At 43.3% G+C, this 19528-nt stretch carries 19 protein-coding genes; 18 read left to right on the forward strand and 1 reads right to left on the reverse strand.

Features of this window, described 5'->3' with window-relative positions:
• Positions 1–91: 91 nt before the first annotated feature.
• The gene (locus tag B3V56_RS14370) at positions 92–544 is read left to right on the forward strand and encodes a CBS domain-containing protein (RefSeq protein WP_286305211.1); all 453 of its coding nucleotides are present in this window, start codon (positions 92–94) and stop codon (positions 542–544) included.
• Here B3V56_RS14370 and B3V56_RS14375 read toward each other — a convergent pair.
• Positions 541–834, reverse strand: coding sequence for a DUF3579 domain-containing protein (locus tag B3V56_RS14375; protein ID WP_286305210.1), 294 nt, complete (start codon positions 832–834; stop codon positions 541–543). The two genes, B3V56_RS14370 and B3V56_RS14375, sit on opposite strands and share 4 nt — an antisense overlap.
• 162 nt (positions 835–996) lie before the next feature.
• Between B3V56_RS14375 and ileS the strand changes: the two genes are divergently transcribed.
• The 17 genes from ileS to ccoS all read left to right on the forward strand — a co-directional run bounded on the left by ileS (position 997) and on the right by ccoS (position 19493).
• On the forward strand, positions 997–3801 hold the full coding sequence (gene ileS / locus B3V56_RS14380; protein ID WP_289284459.1) for an isoleucine--tRNA ligase: 2805 nt from the start codon (positions 997–999) through the stop codon (positions 3799–3801).
• A 5-nt stretch (positions 3802–3806) separates the two neighbouring features.
• Positions 3807–4274 (forward strand): signal peptidase II, encoded by a 468-nt coding sequence (gene lspA, locus B3V56_RS14385; RefSeq protein ID WP_289282158.1) that lies wholly within the window; start codon positions 3807–3809, stop codon positions 4272–4274.
• Positions 4271–5365: a histidinol-phosphate transaminase gene (gene hisC / locus B3V56_RS14390; RefSeq protein WP_289282159.1), complete on the forward strand. Its 1095-nt coding sequence runs from the start codon at positions 4271–4273 to the stop codon at positions 5363–5365. Before lspA ends, hisC begins: the two co-directional genes overlap by 4 nt.
• Entirely contained in the window at positions 5365–6252 is an 888-nt protein-coding gene (locus B3V56_RS14395) for a prephenate dehydrogenase (protein ID WP_289282160.1), read from the forward strand. Before hisC ends, B3V56_RS14395 begins: the two co-directional genes overlap by 1 nt.
• A 17-nt stretch (positions 6253–6269) precedes the next feature.
• Entirely contained in the window at positions 6270–7589 is a 1320-nt protein-coding gene (gene aroA, locus B3V56_RS14400; protein WP_286305205.1) for a 3-phosphoshikimate 1-carboxyvinyltransferase, read from the forward strand.
• Positions 7582–8247: a (d)CMP kinase gene (gene cmk, locus B3V56_RS14405; protein ID WP_289282161.1), complete on the forward strand. Its 666-nt coding sequence runs from the start codon at positions 7582–7584 to the stop codon at positions 8245–8247. The genes aroA and cmk overlap by 8 nt, the downstream gene beginning before the upstream one ends.
• Before the next feature lie 110 nt (positions 8248–8357).
• Positions 8358–10031, forward strand: coding sequence for a 30S ribosomal protein S1 (gene rpsA, locus B3V56_RS14410; protein ID WP_289284460.1), 1674 nt, complete (start codon positions 8358–8360; stop codon positions 10029–10031).
• A gap of 122 nt (positions 10032–10153) precedes the next feature.
• On the forward strand, positions 10154–10447 hold the full coding sequence (locus B3V56_RS14415; protein ID WP_286305202.1) for an integration host factor subunit beta: 294 nt from the start codon (positions 10154–10156) through the stop codon (positions 10445–10447).
• A gap of 5 nt (positions 10448–10452) precedes the next feature.
• Positions 10453–10839 carry an MTH938/NDUFAF3 family protein gene (locus B3V56_RS14420; RefSeq protein WP_286305201.1) on the forward strand — a complete coding sequence of 129 codons (387 nt, stop codon included), beginning with the start codon at positions 10453–10455 and terminating at the stop codon, positions 10837–10839.
• Between the two features lie 389 nt (positions 10840–11228).
• Positions 11229–12650, forward strand: a complete 1422-nt coding sequence (gene ccoN / locus B3V56_RS14425; protein ID WP_286305200.1) for a cytochrome-c oxidase, cbb3-type subunit I — start codon at positions 11229–11231, stop codon at positions 12648–12650.
• A 10-nt stretch (positions 12651–12660) separates the two neighbouring features.
• Positions 12661–13341, forward strand: coding sequence for a cytochrome-c oxidase, cbb3-type subunit II (gene ccoO / locus B3V56_RS14430; protein WP_286305199.1), 681 nt, complete (start codon positions 12661–12663; stop codon positions 13339–13341).
• A 34-nt stretch (positions 13342–13375) separates the two neighbouring features.
• Positions 13376–13534, forward strand: a complete 159-nt coding sequence (locus tag B3V56_RS14435; RefSeq protein ID WP_007145726.1) for a cbb3-type cytochrome c oxidase subunit 3 — start codon at positions 13376–13378, stop codon at positions 13532–13534.
• Positions 13534–14463, forward strand: a complete 930-nt coding sequence (ccoP, locus tag B3V56_RS14440) for a cytochrome-c oxidase, cbb3-type subunit III (RefSeq protein WP_286305198.1) — start codon at positions 13534–13536, stop codon at positions 14461–14463. The genes B3V56_RS14435 and ccoP overlap by 1 nt, the downstream gene beginning before the upstream one ends.
• A gap of 309 nt (positions 14464–14772) precedes the next feature.
• Complete coding sequence (ccoG, locus tag B3V56_RS14445) at positions 14773–16197, forward strand: cytochrome c oxidase accessory protein CcoG (RefSeq protein WP_286305197.1); 1425 nt, start codon at positions 14773–14775, stop codon at positions 16195–16197.
• Between the two features lie 12 nt (positions 16198–16209).
• On the forward strand, positions 16210–16713 hold the full coding sequence (locus tag B3V56_RS14450; RefSeq protein ID WP_286305196.1) for a FixH family protein: 504 nt from the start codon (positions 16210–16212) through the stop codon (positions 16711–16713).
• 36 nt (positions 16714–16749) lie between these two features.
• Positions 16750–19182 (forward strand): heavy metal translocating P-type ATPase, encoded by a 2433-nt coding sequence (locus tag B3V56_RS14455; protein WP_286305195.1) that lies wholly within the window; start codon positions 16750–16752, stop codon positions 19180–19182.
• A 95-nt stretch (positions 19183–19277) separates the two neighbouring features.
• On the forward strand, positions 19278–19493 hold the full coding sequence (ccoS, locus tag B3V56_RS14460) for a cbb3-type cytochrome oxidase assembly protein CcoS (RefSeq protein ID WP_286305194.1): 216 nt from the start codon (positions 19278–19280) through the stop codon (positions 19491–19493).
• Positions 19494–19528 lie beyond the last annotated feature (35 nt).

The raw sequence follows: 19528 nt of genomic DNA on the forward strand, positions 1-19528 counted from the left end.
TATCGTGCCACCCTTTTTTCTTATTTGTTGCCAAACACTTACTGACTCAAGCAGAATAGTCCTGAGCACTTCAGAGAAGAGGGGCAGGACCATGAAAGTCAGATCGATTACCAAAAATAAAGGTAAACCTGTCATTGGCTTATCGCCAACAGATAGCTTGAATAAAGCGGTGGCGATGTTAATGGAGCACCGAATCGGTTCATTAATCATCACTGAGCCAACAGGTGCGATGGTGGGCATTTTATCTGAGCGGGACATTCTTAAAATACTGGACACTCATCCAGAACAGTGGAGTCAGATGGTGGTGAGTGATGCCATGACCCCAAATCCCTATACCTGCGAGCCGGATAATACGCTTGAAGAAGTCATGAATAAAATGGTGGAGCATAATATTCGTCACTTGCCAGTGGTATACAAAGGCAAACTGGAAGGGATGTTATCTATCACTGATATTGTGGAAGAGTTGCTGAAAAAAGCGAAGTTCGAGAATAAGCTTTTAAAAAATTATATCCAGAACTGGCCGGATGCCGAACAGGAAATCTAATTTGGCTCAGGTGGAAAATTGGTTGTGCGATCAATCTGCAGCTTATTGTCTTTAGCAAAATCCATCAAAAACTCGAACAGCATTTCATCTGTACTTTCCAATGATGCATCCACGACGACACATTTGATTCCGTCAAGAGTCGCTAGCCTGACATTAGGGTGAAAGATGATGCGACGCCCAGGGCCATACGAGGCAACTGCTCCGCATAAGCGTTCGGCCCAATCACTTGGACGAAACTTTCCTCCGTCCAGAGTAATCCCGCGGATGATCACCTTTTCTGATATGGACATAAAGCGTCAGCTCAATTGTGATGGGTTAAAAGCGGCATTCTACTGCAAATAATCTTGTTTGCATAAGCACTGAGTGTAAATAAAAGTGCTTTCAATGATTTAGGTCGGCAATAAAAATCCGTATAATCTCCGCTTTTAGTTTTCCTACTCTACGAGAATCTTGTGGCTGACTACAAACAAACGCTAAATTTACCTGCGACCAAATTTCCAATGAAAGCTGGTTTGCCTAATCGTGAACCACAAATGCTGGAACATTGGCAAACAATGAACCTTTACGAAAAAATTCGTGAGCAAGCTAAAGGTAGACCACAGTTCATATTGCATGATGGTCCTCCTTACGCAAACGGTGATATTCATATCGGGCATGCGGTAAACAAGATTCTGAAAGATATTATTATCAAGTCGAAAACGCTGAGTGGTTTTGACGCGCCTTATGTTCCAGGCTGGGATTGTCATGGCTTACCTATCGAGCTGAATGTCGAGAAGAAAGTGGGTAAACCCGGTGTCAAAGTCACCGCAAAAGAATTCCGTCAAGCATGCCGTGACTACGCGGCGAAACAGGTTGATGGTCAGCGTGAAGACTTTAAACGTTTAGGCGTCTTGGGAGAATGGGATAACCCATATCTCACTATGGATTACAGCTTTGAAGCTGACATTATTCGTACTCTGGGTGAAATCATCAAACAAGGTCACCTGCATAAAGGGGTGAAACCTGTTCACTGGTGTGTGGATTGCGGTTCGGCGTTAGCTGAAGCAGAAGTCGAATACGAAGATAAAACATCGCCAGCAATCGATGTACGCTTTCAGTTCATTGACCAGGCCGCTTTCGAGCAAGCCGTTGGGGAGTCAGGACAGGGTAAGGTCAGCTTACCTATCTGGACGACAACACCTTGGACGCTGCCTGCCAACCAAGCCGTGTCTGTTAACCCTGAGTTTACTTACGTACTTTTGCAAGCCGAAGGTGAGCAGTTAGTATTGGCTGAGTCTTTGTACGAAGCGGCGCTTCAGCGCTATGGAATTGAAGCTGAAGTTGTCACACGTTTTAAAGGTGAACAACTGGAAGGTTTGCAGTTACAGCACCCATTTTATGATTGCCAAGTGCCGGTTATTTTGGGTGATCATGTGACAGCCGATGCGGGTACAGGTGCTGTGCATACTGCGCCAGGCCATGGTCAAGATGACTTTGTTGTTGGTCAGAAATACAACTTAAAAGTTGATAACCCTGTTGGCGGCAATGGTGTGTTTTTACCTGACACGCCAATTTTTGCAGGCCAATCTGTATTTAAAGCGAATCCAGAAGTTATTGCCCTTTTAAAAGAGAAAGGCGCTTTGTTGGCACATATCGACATTCAGCATAGCTATCCGCACTGCTGGCGTCATAAAACACCGATTATTTTCCGTGCCACGCCACAGTGGTTTGTCAGTATGGACCAGAATGGTTTACGACAAGCCGCCATGAAAGCGATTGCTGATACGGATTGGATGCCCGCTTGGGGCCAAAAACGCATTGAAAATATGGTGGAAGGTCGCCCGGATTGGTGTATTTCTCGTCAGCGCACTTGGGGTGTGCCTATTCCATTATTTGTACATCAGCAAACAGGGGAATTACATCCTGATACTGAACAGTTGATGGAAACCGTTGCTCAAAAAGTAGAGCAAGAGGGGATTGATGCCTGGTTTGATTTGGAGCCAGAAGCATTACTGGGGGCGGAAGCTGCTGACTATGAAAAGGTCAGTGATACTTTGGATGTCTGGTTTGATTCCGGCGTGTCTCATGCATGTGTTTTAGCTCGCCGTGATTACCTAAACCGTCCTGCTGATTTATACCTGGAAGGCAGCGATCAACATCGTGGTTGGTTCCAATCTTCATTGTTGACCTCAGTGGCAACAACCGGTGGAGCGCCTTACAAAGCGGCATTAACCCATGGCTTCACTGTAGATGCTAATGGTAAAAAAATGTCTAAATCACTGGGGAATACGGTTTCTCCACAGAAAGTGATGAACAATCTCGGTGCGGATATTATTCGTCTGTGGGTCGCTTCAGCTGATTACAGTGGTGAAATGACCGTATCGGATGAAATACTAAAACGCACAGCTGACTCATATCGCCGTATTCGTAATACCGCTCGCTACTTATTATCGAACCTTGATGATTTTGACCCCGCAACAAATATGGTGGCCGTGAATGATTTACTACCATTAGATAGATGGGCATTGGATCGTGCATATCATTTACAACAAGACATTCTTGCTGCTTATGAGAGCTATCAGTTCCATGTGATTTATCAAAAGCTTCATAATTTCTGTGCGAATGAGATGGGTAGTTTGTATCTGGATATTACTAAAGATCGCCAGTACACCATGCAGACAGATAGCTTAGGTCGACGCTCATCTCAAACGGCTATGTATCTTATCCTGGAAGCGATGGTTCGCTGGATCGCCCCGATTTTAAGTTTTACAGCTGATGAATTATGGGGATATCTGCCTGGCGAGCATAATGAGTCTGTATTACTTAATCTTTGGAGTGATGCATTAGCACCATTAGATAAGGAAACAGCGTTTGATCTGCCATTTTGGAATCAAGTATTCAATGTCAGAGAAGTCGTCGCCAAAGAGCTTGAGAACCAGCGTAACGCCGGTAACATCAAAGGTGGTCTAACGGCTGAAATTAGTTTGTTCGTTGATGACAGTCTTATGGCGTTATTGAGCAAGCTAGAGGATGAATTAAAGTTTGTATTGATTACATCCAAAGTCAGTCTTCACCGTTTAGATGATAAAGCAGCCGAGCAAGCAGTCTCGACGAGTATGCCTGGGATTTTGGTGGCTATTAAAGCGTCTGAACACAAACGTTGTGAACGTTGCTGGCATCAGGTGGATTCTGTTGGAGAAAATGCTGACCATCCTGAACTATGTAGTCGTTGTATTGATAATATCGAAGGAGACGGTGAACAAAGACAGTTCGCCTAGAAATTATGCTGAAATGGTTGAATCTTTCTGCTTTGGTGATTGTGTTCGATCAACTCAGCAAGTGGTGGGCAAACAGCGCATTGGAGCTTTATCAGTCTATTGCTGTTTTGCCCTTCTTCAATATTACATTGGCTTATAACCACGGCGCTGCATTCAGCTTTTTAGCCAGCGAGAGCGGTTGGCAGCGATGGTTTTTCACTGGCTTAGCTGTCGTCGTTAGTATTGTTTTGTTGTTTTGGCTGAAACGCCTGAAAGCAGATGCAAAACTGGAAGCTATCTCTCTTGCTTTAATACTGGGTGGGGCTTTAGGTAATGTGATTGATCGTGTTATTCATGGTTATGTTATTGATTTTCTTGATGTCTACTATGGCACATATCATTGGCCTGCATTCAATGTGGCTGATTCAGCGATTTGTGTAGGCGCTATTTTGTTAATTCTCGATAGCTTCAGAAATAAAACGGAGCAGAAATGAGTTTTTGTGATCTTGCAGTAAGTGGGGTGGCGCATCTGCAACCCTATATTCCGGGCAAACCGATTGAAGAGTTACAGCGTCAATATGGTGTCCGCAATGTCATTAAATTAGCCTCAAATGAAAACCCGCTCGGCCCTCCTAAAGCAGCTGTGGCAGCGGTAGCGATGGCTGCAAAAGATATGGCCCGCTACCCGGATGGTAATGGTTACGCATTAAAGCTGGCATTAGCTGAAAAACATCAAGTGGCACCTGAGCAAATCACCCTAGGGAATGGTTCTAATGATGTCTTAGAGTTGATTGCGCGTGCTTTTGCAGGTGCTGGTGATGAAATTATATTTTCAGAGCATGCCTTTGCTGTCTACGCTATTGTTACTCAGGTTATTGGTGCGACTGCTGTGGTAACGCCAGCGAAAGATTATGGTTATGATCTGGACGCTATTCATAAAGCCATTAGTCCGCGTACCAAAATTATTTTTATCGCCAACCCTAACAACCCGACTGGCACGTGGTTAGAGCCTGAAAAAATTAAATTATTTCTAGAGAAAGTGCCGGAAAAGGTACTGGTCGTGCTCGACGAAGCCTATGTCGAGTATCTGAATATGGAAGAGAATTCAGTGCCTTGGCTTCAGGATTTTCATAACCTCATCATTACTCGAACATTTTCTAAAGCATATGGACTAGCAGGTTTACGCGTGGGCTATTCCTTATCACACCCCGAAGTTGCCGATCTTATCAATCGTGTCAGACAGCCTTTTAATGTTAGCCATTTAGCTCAAGCAGCGGCAGTGGCTGCTCTAGGTGATGAAGCTTATCTCCAACAAAGTCGTGATGTGAATGAAGCGGGTATGAAACAGCTTATTGCTGGCTTTGAAAAAATGGGTCTGCAATACATTCCTTCCCGAGCCAATTTCATTACAGTCAATGTTCATACAAATGCGTTTGAAGTTTACGATGAGCTGCTATATGAAGGTGTCATCGTTCGACCTGTGGCTAACTATGGCTTACCACAACACCTGCGTGTGAGCATCGGCTTAGCCGAAGAAAATCAACGTTTTCTTGATGCGCTATCCACTATTCTGGGTCGTGGTTAATGATTAATCGGCTTGCTGTCATAGGCGTTGGGCTGATCGGTGGTTCTCTCGCTTTATCCTTGAAATCAAAAGGGGCCGTTAATGAAGTTGTCGGTTATTCACGTAGTGATGAAGCCCGACAAGAGGCGCTCTCTTTAGGTATTATAGATAAGGCTGCAGACTCGATTGCTGAGGCTGTTGTTGATGCCGATGTGGTCTTTGTTGCCGTGCCTATGGGCGCTATGGCATCTGTCTTTGCAGAGATGAGTGAGCACATCAGACCTGAAGCCATCATTACTGATGGTGGTAGTGCCAAAGCACAAGTCGTCTCATCAGCGCGAGAGGCTTTGGGCGATAAATTCAAACAATTCGTTCCCGGTCACCCGATTGCTGGTACAGAAAAAAGCGGACCAGCGGCTGCATTTGCTACTTTGTATGAAAATCACCGTATTGTCCTGACACCTGTCAGTGAAACAGACTCAGCAGCAACAGCAAAAATTAAAATGATGTGGCAACTAACAGGGGCAGAAGTCTTTGAAATGGATGTTGAGCATCATGACACCGTGTTAGCCGCTACCAGTCATCTACCTCATGTGCTTGCCTTCAATTTGGTGGGGATGCTTGCACAACGTGATGATTGTGATGAAGTCTTGCGTTATGCCGCCGGTGGCTTTCGTGATTTTTCCCGAATTGCATCAAGCGATGCAGTGATGTGGCGAGATATTTGTTTAGCTAACAAACAAGCTATTCTGGATTTACTTGATGAGTTTCATCAAGGGATCAATAAAATCGAACAAGCGATTAAAGAGGATGACGGCGAGTATCTGGTTGAGGTATTCGAACGGGCAAAGAAAGCGCGAGATAGCCGTTTTGCCGATCCTGATTTGATCGATAATAGTGAAGTATAAACGTGGAACCAACTGACGTGTCTAGTGAAACTAATAAACGATATATTGTGCACCCTGGCGGTAAAATCACAGGTCAGGTAAGAGTACCTGGTGATAAGTCGATTTCTCATCGCTCGATTATGCTTGGTTCCATCGCTGAGGGCACCACGGAAGTAACTGGTTTTTTAGAAGGTGAAGATGCACTGGCAACACTGGCCGCTTTCCGTGGTATGGGCGTCGATATTATCGGTCCAGAGAAGGGTAATGTGACTATTCATGGTGTGGGCATGCACGGCCTCAAAGTACCAGAAACAGCATTAAACCTCGGCAACAGTGGCACATCCATGCGTTTGCTCTCAGGTCTATTGGCTGGTCAAGGCTTTGATGTCACGATGACGGGAGATAAATCATTGTCATCGAGACCGATGAAGCGTGTGACGGATCCGCTTGCTCTAATGGGAGCCAATATCGATACCACTGAAGGTAAGCCGCCTTTGACTTTGCATAAGACCAGTCATTTGAAAGGCATCGACTATGATTTACCCATGGCCAGTGCGCAGGTGAAATCGTGTTTACTTCTCGCTGGCTTGTATGCTGAAGGTAAAACTTCAGTAACAGAACCTGCACCAACACGTGACCATACAGAAAGAATGTTGCAAGGTATGGGCTATCAGGTTGAGAAGCAAGGCCGCACAGTTTCAGTTGTCGGTGGTGGTAAGTTACAAGCAACAAAAATAGATGTACCCGCAGATATCTCGTCAGCCACCTTTTTTATGGTAGCGGCTGCCATCGCTCCAGAGTCAGATATTACCCTGGAGCATGTCGGGGTTAATCCTACTCGGATCGGTGTTATCAATATCTTACGTGAGATGGGGGCCAACATTACGCTCAGTAATGAAAAAGTCACTGGTGGTGAACCTGTAGCAGATATTCGTATTCAATATGCGCCACTAAAAGGCATTCAAATTCCTGAAGATCAAGTGCCTTTAGCCATTGATGAGTTTCCTGCTTTATTTATTGCAGCTGCCTGTGCTGAGGGGCAGACAGTCCTCACCGGTGCTGAAGAGTTAAGAGTAAAAGAGAGCGATCGTATACAAGTTATGGCTGATGGCCTAACAACTTTGGGTATTGATGCACAACCCACAGCTGACGGCATTGTTATCAATGGTGGTGTCATTGGTAGTGGTGAAGTGGATAGTCATAGTGATCATCGAATTGCTATGTCGTTTGCTATTGCAGGGCTGCAAGCGGGCGGCTCTATTCAGATTAATGATTGTGCCAATGTGGTTACCTCATTTCCGGGCTTTGTCGAGTTAGCGAATAAAGTCGGCCTGCAGGTTGAAGAAATTGATGACTGATATGCCTATTTTAACCATTGATGGACCGAGTGGTTCTGGTAAGGGCACCATTGCTCAAATGATGGCCAGAGAATTAGGTTGGCATTATCTAGATAGTGGTGCGATATATCGGGTATTGGCATTTGCTAGTTTAAAACACCAGATTCCAGCTTCTCACGAAGGCGCCCTTATGAAGTTAGCGCAACACTTAGATCTTCAATTTGAACTTGATGAAAATGGACTAAAAGTACTTTTAGAAGGGCAAGAAGTCAGTCAACAAATTCGAACAGAAAAAGCGGGTAATGCCGCATCGAAAGTGGCCGTTATCCCATCTGTCAGAGCGGCTTTATTACAACGCCAACGTGATTTTGCCCAAGCTCCAGGTCTGGTCACAGATGGTCGTGATATGGGTACTGTGGTCTTCCCTGACGCACAATTTAAAGTGTTTCTAACGGCAAGTGCAGAAGAAAGGGCGTTAAGACGTCATAAGCAGTTGAAAGAGAAAGGAATTGAGAGTAACCTTTCCGATCTCATTGCAGAAATCTCGGAGCGTGACAAACGCGATAGTGAACGCAAAGTCGCGCCGTTATTACCTGCTAAGGATGCTTTGATACTGGATTCTACCGAATTAGGTATTACTGCAGTATACGAAAAAGTGCGCAGTTATTGTGCAATTTAAATTTTTGGTGCCTGTTCGATTCTTGTCGAATGGGATGTTTAACGATCTCGCATCAGCGAGTGATTAATTAGGTGATCTTGTTTCCTCAACAGGGTCAAGGATATTTAACAATGAGCGAAAGCTTTGCTGATCTCTTTGAAGAGAGTCTAAATTCAACTCCAATGCAACCAGGCAAAATTGTTACCGGTACGGTAGTCAATGTAGGTCCTGATGTTGTTATGGTCAATGCCGGTCTTAAATCAGAAGGCGCTATCCCTGTTTCAGAATTTCTGAACGAAAATGGTGAAGTGACTGTTTCTGTTGGTGACTTAGTCGACGTATCGCTGGAATCATTAGAAGATGGTTTTGGTGCAACACAACTGTCACGTGATAAAGCGAAAGCTGCCGAAGCATGGACTAAATTGGAACACGCGTTTGAAGCGGGTGAAACCGTTATGGGTATCATTTCTGGTAAGGTCAAAGGTGGTTTCACCGTCGATCTGGAAAATATCCGTGCATTCCTTCCTGGTTCTTTGGTTGATGTTCGTCCAATCCGTGATACGACTCACCTGGAAAATAAAGAACTCGAATTCAAACTGATTAAACTTGATCGTCCACGTAACAACATTGTTGTTTCACGTCGTGCGATTATGGAAGAAGAAAACAGTGCAGAACGCGAAGCGTTACTAGAAACGCTGGAAGAAGGCAAAGTGGTTAAAGGTATTGTTAAGAACCTGACTGACTACGGTGCGTTCGTTGATCTGGGCGGCATCGATGGTCTGTTACATATCACTGATATGGCATGGAAACGTGTTAAACATCCATCTGAAGTTGTTGCTATCGGTGACGAAATCGAAGTTCAAGTACTGAAATTTGATAAAGAACGTGAACGTGTTTCTCTGGGTCTGAAACAAATGGGTGATGATCCTTGGAAAGATATCGCTCGCCGTTATCCAAACAGCACACGTATTCACGGTAAAGTCACTAACATTGCTGACTACGGTTGCTTCGTTGAAATCGAAGATGGCGTTGAAGGTTTAGTTCACATGTCTGAAATGGACTGGACTAACAAAAACGTTCACCCATCTAAACTGGTTCAATTAGGTGATGAAGTTGAAGTAATGGTTCTGGATATTGATGCAGAACGTCGCCGTATTTCACTGGGTATCAAACAATGCCAGACTAATCCTTGGGAAGAGTTTGCAATGACTCATAATAAGGGTGACAAAGTCAGTGGCGCTATCAAGTCAATCACTGATTTCGGTATCTTCATCGGTTTAGACGGTGGTATCGATGGCTTGATTCACTTGTCTGATATCTCTTGGGAAGAAGACAACGAAGAATTAATTCGTGACTTCAAGAAAGGTGATGATGTTGAAGCTGTTGTTTTAGCAATCGATCCAGAACGTGAGCGTATCTCTTTAGGTATTAAACAATTACAAGACGATCCGTTCTCAGCTTATTTAGCTGAAAACCCACGTGGAAGTATTGTTAACGGTAAAGTGACTGCTGTTGATGCTCGTGGTGCAACTATTGAATTAGCTGAAGGCGTTGAAGGTTATGTTCGTGCTGCGGATATCGCTCGTGAACGTGTTGAAGACGCAAGCAAAATTCTGGCTGTAGGTGATGACGTCGAAGCGAAATTTACTGGTATGTCACGTAAAGACCGCACCTTAACTCTGTCTATCAAAGCGAAAGATGATCAAGAAGAATCTGAAGCTGTGAAAGAGTACAGTAATGTTTCTGCAGGCAACACAACACTGGGTGATTTGCTGAAAGAACAAATGGATCAGAAAGACAACTAATCGTTTTTCATATTAAAGATGAACCCCTGAATTTTTCAGGGGTTTTTCTCTAATAGATTCAGAAGATTAAAACCAATACTTCATATTGGTGTTTAGCGCATTATTCCAGGAATTTTAAAGACATGACCAAATCAGATTTGATTGAAGTTTTATCTGAAAAACAATCTCTATTGAATTATCGTGACGTTGAGCTTGCAGTTAAACTCATCTTAGAACAGATGAGTGATAGTTTGTCACAAGGAGATAGAATTGAAATTCGCGGGTTTGGTAGTTTTACCTTACATCATCGACCACCACGTGTCGGACGTAATCCAAAAAGCGGTGAATCAGTTCAGCTGGATGAGAAATACGTGCCGCATTTCAAACCTGGTAAAGAGTTGCGTGACCGTGTTAACGACGCGGCAGGATATCAGTAACACAGATGAAACTGAGTCAGGAAGCGGTTCACGAATATAACCAAATCCACTCATATACAGAACAGTCAGTGACTGTTCGACATAAAAACACACAGACATTGACGTCATACGACGCAGCGTTTGTACTGACGCCAAACCAAATATTAGAAAATATAGACGTCAGTGATATCAAAAACTTATCAGCAGACACTCTGTCTGCACTTAAAGAGCTGGCTCCGGAAGTCATTATATTTACCTCGGATGCCAGCCTCTCTTTTCCGTTATTACAAATGGCCGAATATTTTAATAAACAAGGTATTGGTACTGAGTTTATGTCACGATCTTCTGCCTGTCATACATACAATTTACTATTGATAGAAGAACGTTCTGTAATACTCATTGTTAGTCCTTGAAGCCACACATAAAATAATAAGCCGCAATCCCCCCTCATCTTGACGTCACCGATATTTCTTTTTTTTTGATGGAAGTACATAACTAATTGTTTTTTTAATACAAAATCATGCTTGGTTATGGGCGTTAAGACTGATTAACTTGACCAGAGATTTTGATCTTAGGAAAATTCCATGTTACGTGCGGGTGAGGCATTTCACAGCACACTGTGCTTTATCACACTACGTTTGATCTAGATCAATGTTTTGGTGTGAAGCAAATCAGCTGATTGATGTAAAATTCTAACTGCTTTCGATGTTCATTGAGGCACGTAGAAAAGGGTCCTAATTTTGTTGAGTGATTGACAACAAAATTGAGAGAGAGTTTTCCAAAGAGAGAAGGTGTGGTCGCTATGCAAGCGGAACAACAATATAACTATCAAGTGGTCAAGTGGTTTGCCTATATGGCATGCGTATACTTGGTCGTTGGCACCGGTATCGGTGTTTATATCGCCTCAGAACTGGCTTGGCCAGTCCTGAATTTTGATAATCCATATATCAGTTTTGGTCGTTTACGTCCTTTACATACTAATGCGGTTATTTTTGCTTTTGGTGGTTCTACATTAATGGCTACAGCGTTCTATATTGTGCAACGCACCTGCCGTACACCGTTATGGAGCAATAAATTAGCCTGGTTTACATTCTGGGGCTGGAATCTCGTTATTCTCAGCGCTGTCATTACCTTACCTCTTGGTTATACTCAATCTAAAGAATATGCTGAATTAGAATGGCCAATTGATATTTTGATTGCTGTAGTCTGGCTGGCCTACACATTTAATTTCATCATGACGATTTCAATTCGCAAGGTTTCGCATATCTATGTAGCAAACTGGTTCTTTATTGCGATGATGGTCATGATCACATATCTCCACGTTGTGAACAGTTTGGCTATACCTGTTGAGTTGTTTAAATCTTATTCACTGTTTGCTGGTGTGCAAGATGCGATGATTCAATGGTGGTGGGGACACAATGCGGTAGGTTTCTTCCTGACTGCTGGTTTCTTGGGGATCATGTATTACTTTGTACCTAAGCAAGCGAATCGTCCTGTTTATTCATACCGTTTATCTGTTATCCATTTCTGGGCCTTAGTTTTCGGTTACGTTTGGTTAGGGGCTCACCATCTTCAATATACTGCTTTACCTGACTGGACTGGATCATTGGGTGCAGCTATTTCATTGGCGATGATCATTCCTTCATGGGGTGGTGCAATCAACGGTATGTTCACATTAAGTGGTGCCTGGGACAAACTACGTACTGACTATATCTTACGTTTCTTGATTGTCTCTTTAGCATTCTATGCGATGTCAACATTTGAAGGCCCTGTTATGGCCGCAAAAACAGTAAACGCATTGTCACACTACACTGACTGGACTATTGGTCACGTTCACTCGGGCGCATTAGGTTGGGTCGCGATGGTATCTATTGGTGCGCTGTATCACATGGTAGAACGTATGTGGGGAACGACTATGTACTCAATTCGTTTGGTCAACCTGCACTTCTGGATGGCTACGATTGGTACAGCGGTTTACATCACAGCCATGTGGGTATCAGGCATCATGCAAGGTCTGATGTGGCGTGCATATGATGACTACGGTAACTTGGCCTACACCTTTGTTGAGTCTGTGGCTCAAATGCATCCTTACTATGCGATGCGCGCCGTTGGCGGACTTATCTTCTTCTCAGGTGCCTGTATCATGTTATTCAATGTCACAGTGACTATTCGTCGAGCAATTGCTAAGCCTTCGGCTGCAATGGCTACTGCTGCTAACATTTAAGGAGACTGGAATGTCTGATCATAATTCTAATAAACCAGTTACCTTCCAAGAGAAACTGGAAAAAAATATCTGGGCCCTTGTATTAGCAACAGCACTTGTGGTCTCAGTGGGTGGTATCGTAGAAATCGTGCCTTTATTCTATCTCAAAACAACCTTTGAAGATCAAGTGCATCCTGACTATGAAGAATTGAAAACAGTTCGTCCATATTCTGCACTTGAGTTAGCGGGTCGTGATATTTATCAACGTGAAGGTTGTTATCTGTGTCATTCGCAAATGATTCGTCCTTTCCGTGATGAAAAAGACCGTTATGGTCATTATTCTCTGGCTGTTGAATCAAAATACGACCATCCATTCCAATGGGGATCAAAACGTACTGGACCTGATCTTGCTCGTGTTGGTGGTAAATACTCCGATGCATGGCAGATTCAGCATCTTCGTGATCCACGTTCAGTCGTTCCTGAATCTGTCATGCCAAGCTATCCATGGCTTGATGATGCCACTATCGATGGTCCTGGGATTGAAAAACGCTTACGTGCTATGAAGGTATTGGGTGTTCCTTACACTGATGAGCAAATTAATAATGCGGCAGCAGCAGTTGAAGGCAAGACTGAAATGCAGGCCTTAGTGGCTTATCTTCAAGTATTGGGAACAATGGTCAACTTTGAACCCGGCAGGTCATATCGTGAGTAAACTTCAAGAGTATTTTCATACTAATTGGAGCGAAATGACAGCAACCGACTGGTTTGGCTTGGTGTTTACAGTAGTTATTTTTGTACTGATGGTGGTGCTCTATTTTTGGGTTCTGAATCCAAAAAACAAAGATAAAATAGAGTCTCACCGCACCATGCTGCAGGACGATGACGATACAAATTCGGAGAAATAATGATGGCTGATAATAAAAAGAATCCTAATGAAGTGCCTGACACAGGGCATGAATGGGATGGCATCAGAGAGTTAGAAAACCCACCACCACGCTGGTGGACAAATGCCCTGTATTTAAGTGGTTTGTTAGTATTGGTTTACTTTATCCTTTATCCATCACTGCCGTTGATTAATGACAGTACTAAAGGACTGTTGGGCTGGACTCAAATCAAAGAATACAAAGAAGATTTAGCTAAGGTTCAAGATGTTAGAGCACCGTTTGAAGAAAAACTGGCATCAATGACAGCTGAAGAAATTCTTGCTGACACTGAAATGCGTAACTATGCAGTTGGTTCAAGTAAAGTGTTATTCGGTGATAATTGTGCCGCTTGTCATGGTACTGGTGGTGTGCCAGCGCCAAACTCTGGTTATCCAATTCTTGCTGATGATGATTGGCTATATGGCGGTGATATCAACACTATCGTCGCTTCTCTAGCAGCAGGACGTCATGGCATGATGATGTCTCATCAAAAGACTCTAAAACCTGAAGAAGTAGATAGCTTAGTTAAGTTTGTTGTGAATTTATCTAACGGAGAAGCGACTGAAGCAGGCTGGAAACTGTATAACGCGAAAGGCTGTGTTGGTTGTCATGGTGCTGATGCAAAAGGTATTCATGAACTTGGCTCAGCAAACTTAACCGACAAAATCTGGCGTTTTTCAGGGGATCCAGAAGAAATTCGTTACACCATTTTGCACGGTGTTAACGACCCATCTGATCCTTTAACCCGTGTTGCTATCATGCCTGCTTGGAATGAGAAGCTTGCAGTGAAAATTGAAGCAGAGAAATGGGATGAAGAGCCTGAATACGAAGGTGATGAAACAGAACGTTTATCTGTGACTGAAATTAAGAAATTAGCTGTTTATGTCCATCAGTTAGGTGGTGGTCAATAATTAATATTAAAACTCCCAGTGGAGTGACTGGGAGTTTTGATAGTCTTTTTCAGGAGAAAAGAGATATGCATATTGACGCAGTTGTTATTGGAGCGATCGTATCCGTTGTACTGACCATTGTTGTGATAGGTGTTATCGGTTACAGAATCATGAAAAACTTAGACGATAAATAATTTTATCCGACATTCGTTTAAACGAAAAAAAGCCGACAAACGTCGGCTTTTTTATAACGAATTAATATCAGTAAATACTAATATAATATTGGGCGTGTGTTAAAATACACGAGCTAAATCTTTTTCCGGAGATGATATGAGTCAAACACAATCAAACGTCAATGATGATGTCACCCAAATCTACGAAGAAGTGTCTGATTGGCACGTTAATACCGGTGACCAGAAGGTCGTTGCTAAGCGTGTTAAAGGGCGTTTCAGATTAAGAAAGTGGATTGGCATGTCTGTTTGGCTGATATTTTTCTTGGGACCATACTTACGCTGGAATGGTCAACAGGCAATTTTGTTTGATATTCCAGAACGTGAGTTTAATTTCTTTCAGTTAACGATCTATCCACAAGATATCTGGATGTTGTCGTTAACCTTACTGTTTTTTGCTATTTTACTCGCTGCCGTGACCAGTATCGCTGGCCGTGTATTTTGCGGTTACTTCTGCTTCCAGACCGTTTGGACTGATATCTATACATTCATAGAGACGAAGCTGGAGGGAGACAGTCCTCAAAAAGTCATGAAGTTTAAACAAGCCCCTTGGTCTATAGATAAAGTGACTAGGGTGCTGACAAAACATACCTTATGGATTGCGATTGCACTGATAACAGGTATTTCATTTGCTGCCTGGTTTACTGATGCTTATCAATTGTGGCCTGATATTTTCACCCTACAAGCGCCTCTTCCTGTCTGGATATCGATGGCCGTTTTTGGTGTGTTTACCTACGTTTTCGCCGGTTTTATGCGCGAGCAAGTTTGCTTTTGGCTGTGTCCATATGCTCGTCTTCAAGGTGTCATGTACGATCAAGACACCATTCTGCCTGCCTATGATGCTGAACGTGGTGAACCCCGAGGTAAATTGAAAAAGGGTCAGCTTGAAGATGAATCTAAAGGCAGTTGTATCGACTGTAAAGTGTGTGTTGCTGTCTGTCCGACAGGGATCGATATTAGAAAAGGGCAGCAAGAAGGCTGTATCACTTGCGGTATGTGTATAGATGCTTGTGACAGCATTATGGATAAAACCAATCAACCGCGAGGTCTGATTCGTTATGCGTCATACAAGGAATTACATCACGATAAGAACGTTTTACCGATGTATAAACGTCCACGTGTCATTATTTATAGCTTAATTTTACTGACAGCGTTATCTGGAGTGATTTATGGCTTTTTTACATTATCACCAACAGAGTTCCAAGTAATTCATGATCGTCAGCCATTATATGTTCGTCTGAGTGATGGTGGTATTCAGAATAAATACACATTAAAAATGTTAAACAAAACAAAAACTCCAATAGAAGTCCGATACGATGTACTTGGACTTGAGGGTGCGACCTTGCATGGAATGAGTGATAAAATTACGGTTGAGCCGGGTAAAGTGGTGCCCGTAACAGCCTTGGTTCGCGTACCCGATGATAAAGTAACTAAAGGCTTGATGCCTATAGAATTTAAAGCTGAAGTAATCAATAATTCAGCCATATCAACTTCATATGAAAGTATGTTCATGGCACCTGAGTAGATGAGGAAGAGAATGCAAATTTCCCAAGAAAATAGCCAAGCAATGAAAAACCCATGGGTACTGGGGATGTTAGTATTTTTAGTGGTTTTTCTGAGCGCTAACGCTGTATTTATCTATTTAGCGTTTAAATCTCCGCCAAACCTTGTCATTGAAGACTTTTATGAAAAAGGTCAGGCATACGCCAAAACTGAAGAAGAAATTGCAAAAGAAAAAAGCCTTGGTTGGTCAGGCGTTTTATTGATGCCAACTTCCTCTAGAGTCAATCAAGTCCAAACCTATGAAGCAGTGATTACCGGACAGAACTCAGCTGGCCTGATGCTGGATTCAGTTAAGTTCTTTGCTTATAGACCATCCGATAAGCGTCAAGACTTCTCGGCAGAGATGCACCCATCAGGCCATGGAAGTTTTGTGACTGATGTCAGTTTTGCTTTACCTGGAAGCTGGGACATTATCATCGAAGCTCACCGTGGTGACGATAAATATGTGCTAACACGTCGGATTCAAATTAATCCTTAAATATTCATATTCAGTATCTGAAACGCAGGATTAGTTTTGGCAATATCTTGTTATCATTGCGGTCTACCCGTTAAAGACCCGAACGAATTCAAAACAGAAATAGGCGGGGAGGAGCGTGTCTTTTGTTGTCATGCCTGTCAAACCGTTTGCGAGACAATATACGGTGCCGGCTTACAAAGCTTTTACACAAAAGCGGCTGAAACAGATTTACTCTCGCCACCACCTGATATGCTGGGAGATCTCTCAGCCTATGATTTAGATGAAGTTCAATCTGATTTTACGGATACCAGTCAGAATGATAGAACCATTCATCTATTGGTAGAAGGTATTCATTGCGCGGCGTGTGTTTGGCTTATTGAAAATGCACTTTCAGCTTTGCCTGGCGTGCTCAATGCTGAAGTGAATTTAACCGCGCGAAGATTGAAACTGCACTGGGATAATTCAATTATTCCACTATCAACGGCATTGAATCGTTTAGCTGAAATAGGCTACTCTGCTGTGCCATTTGATCCTGAAACAGCTGAAGGAGCGCTAGCTAAGCGCCATAGAGGCTTGCTGTATCGAATGGCCTTTGCTGGTTTTGCAATGATGAATATGATGTGGGTTTCTATTGCATTATACAGCGGCGCAAGTGATGGTGAGTTTCGTCAGTGGTTTCACTGGATAGGTTTTGTGATAGCGACACCAACCTTGCTCTATTCAGGCTATCCCTTTATCCGTAGTGCACTCAGTGGTTTGAAACAGCGTTATCTGACGATGGATCTACCCATTGCGATCGGTGCAACGACAACTTATTTGTATTCAACCTATGCCACCATTAATAAGTTAGATACCGGACATGTTTACTTTGACACGGTGGTAAATTTCTTATTCGTGATTCTGGTGGGGCGTTACCTTGAAGCTATCTCGAAAAAGAAAGCGCTTTCGGCCACCAGGCGAATGCTGGAGTTACAGCCTAAGTTTGCAACGGTTTTAGTTGATGATACGTCTGAAGTTGTGCCGATACGTGCAGTACAGATTGGGCAAACGGTACTGGTTAGACCGGGTGAAAGTATTCCTGTCGATGGAATTATCATTGACGGTGAGAGTGCGGTTGACGAGTCCATGCTGACTGGTGAATCTGTTCCTGTGGTTAAGCAGGTCGGTGATACGGTCGTTGCTGGAAGCATCAATGGTGAAGGTGCGTTTCAGGTACGTGTTGAACAGGTATTACGCAATACCGCTTTAGCAAAAATCGTTGCACTGATGGATGAGGCCCAAGCGTCCAAAGCACCAATTCAAACATTGGCCGACAGAATTGTGCCGTGGTTTGTATTGATCACATTAACGCTGGCTTCTTTAACCTTTCTTTATTGGTTCCAGTCTGACTTTGAGGTCGCACTACTGGCTGCGGTGTCAGTATTAGTGGTGACGTGTCCATGTGCATTTGGCTTGGCCACCCCAATGTCTGTTGCGGTGGCTACAGGAGTGGGGGCACAACGTGGTGTGCTGGTGAAGCAAGGAGAAACACTCGAACGCCTATCTTCAGTCAATCATTTTGTGTTTGATAAAACAGGGACGTTAACAACAGGTCAGTTAAATGTTCACATGGTTGAACCTTGTGCAGAATTAACCGAATCTGAACTGCTTCAGTTGGCCGCATCTGTAGAACAGAATTCAGAACACACTATCGCAACAGCAATATGTGAAACAGCCGCTTCATCTGCATTGAAACTTCTTCCGATAACAAAATTTACAACCATACCCGGGCGGGGAGTAACGGCTTATATAGACGATAAATTGATACTTGTAGGCACACGTCAGTGGTTGAACTCACAGGATATTCACTTCCCTGAGCATCTGACCGAAAAAATGTCTCAATACGAGAAGCAAGGGATTAGTTGTGTCTCCGTTGCGGTAGATGGCTCTATAAAGGGAATTATTGGATTGACTGATTCGCTACGTCCGGATGCGCTATCGACGATCCAGTTGTTACAGTCGATGGGTACCAAGGTCACGGTACTCAGTGGTGACCGTCTGGAAGTGGTCAATGCTGTAACCCAGTCATTTTCAGATATACAACGGTTTGCAGAAGTATTACCGCAGGATAAATCTGCTGTTGTGAAGTCAATGCAAGCTCAAGGTGACATCGTGGCTATGGTCGGTGATGGTGTCAATGATGCCCCTGCATTAATTCAAGCTGATGTAGGTATTGCATTAGCATCAGGGACTGATGTATCAGTTGAGAGTGCAGATGTCGTTTTATCACATCAGGAGCTGATAAAAGTGGCAGAAGCAAAATTGCTGGCCAGTACAACCTTACGCATCATTCGACAGAACATAATGCTTTCTATCAGCTATAACGTTATCATGGTGCCATTAGCGATGTGTGCATGGGTTAATCCGTTAGTTGCCGCCATCACAATGCCGATTAGTTCATTGTTGGTTATCGGAAACTCTGCCAGAATCGGAAGACTTGTGAAGAAATAAATAGAACAAAGCCAGTTAAACTTCACTGTGCCAGGATTGTCTTTCTTTTTCTTTTCATCGCCTCGTCGTCATGAATGAAGAGTTTGGAGTATGTGATGGAAGTCATCTATGGTTTGCTCCCAGGTATGTTACTACTTGGTATTATCGGTGTTGCTGTGTTTTTCTGGGCAGTCAGAAATGGTCAATATGATGATATGGATGGTGCTGCCAATCGGGTACTGATGGATGACGATGATATGTCATCTTCTTCAGCACCCAAAGAAAAACAAAAACAGACTGAAGCCGAAAATAACGATGAGAGTAAAGATTGAGGCTATGGAAGGCTAAATGTTCAATCAATACGGTT

The organism is Methylophaga sp. UBA2513 (assembly GCF_002341285.1).
GTDB classification, from domain to species: Bacteria; Pseudomonadota; Gammaproteobacteria; order Nitrosococcales; family Methylophagaceae; genus Methylophaga; species Methylophaga marina.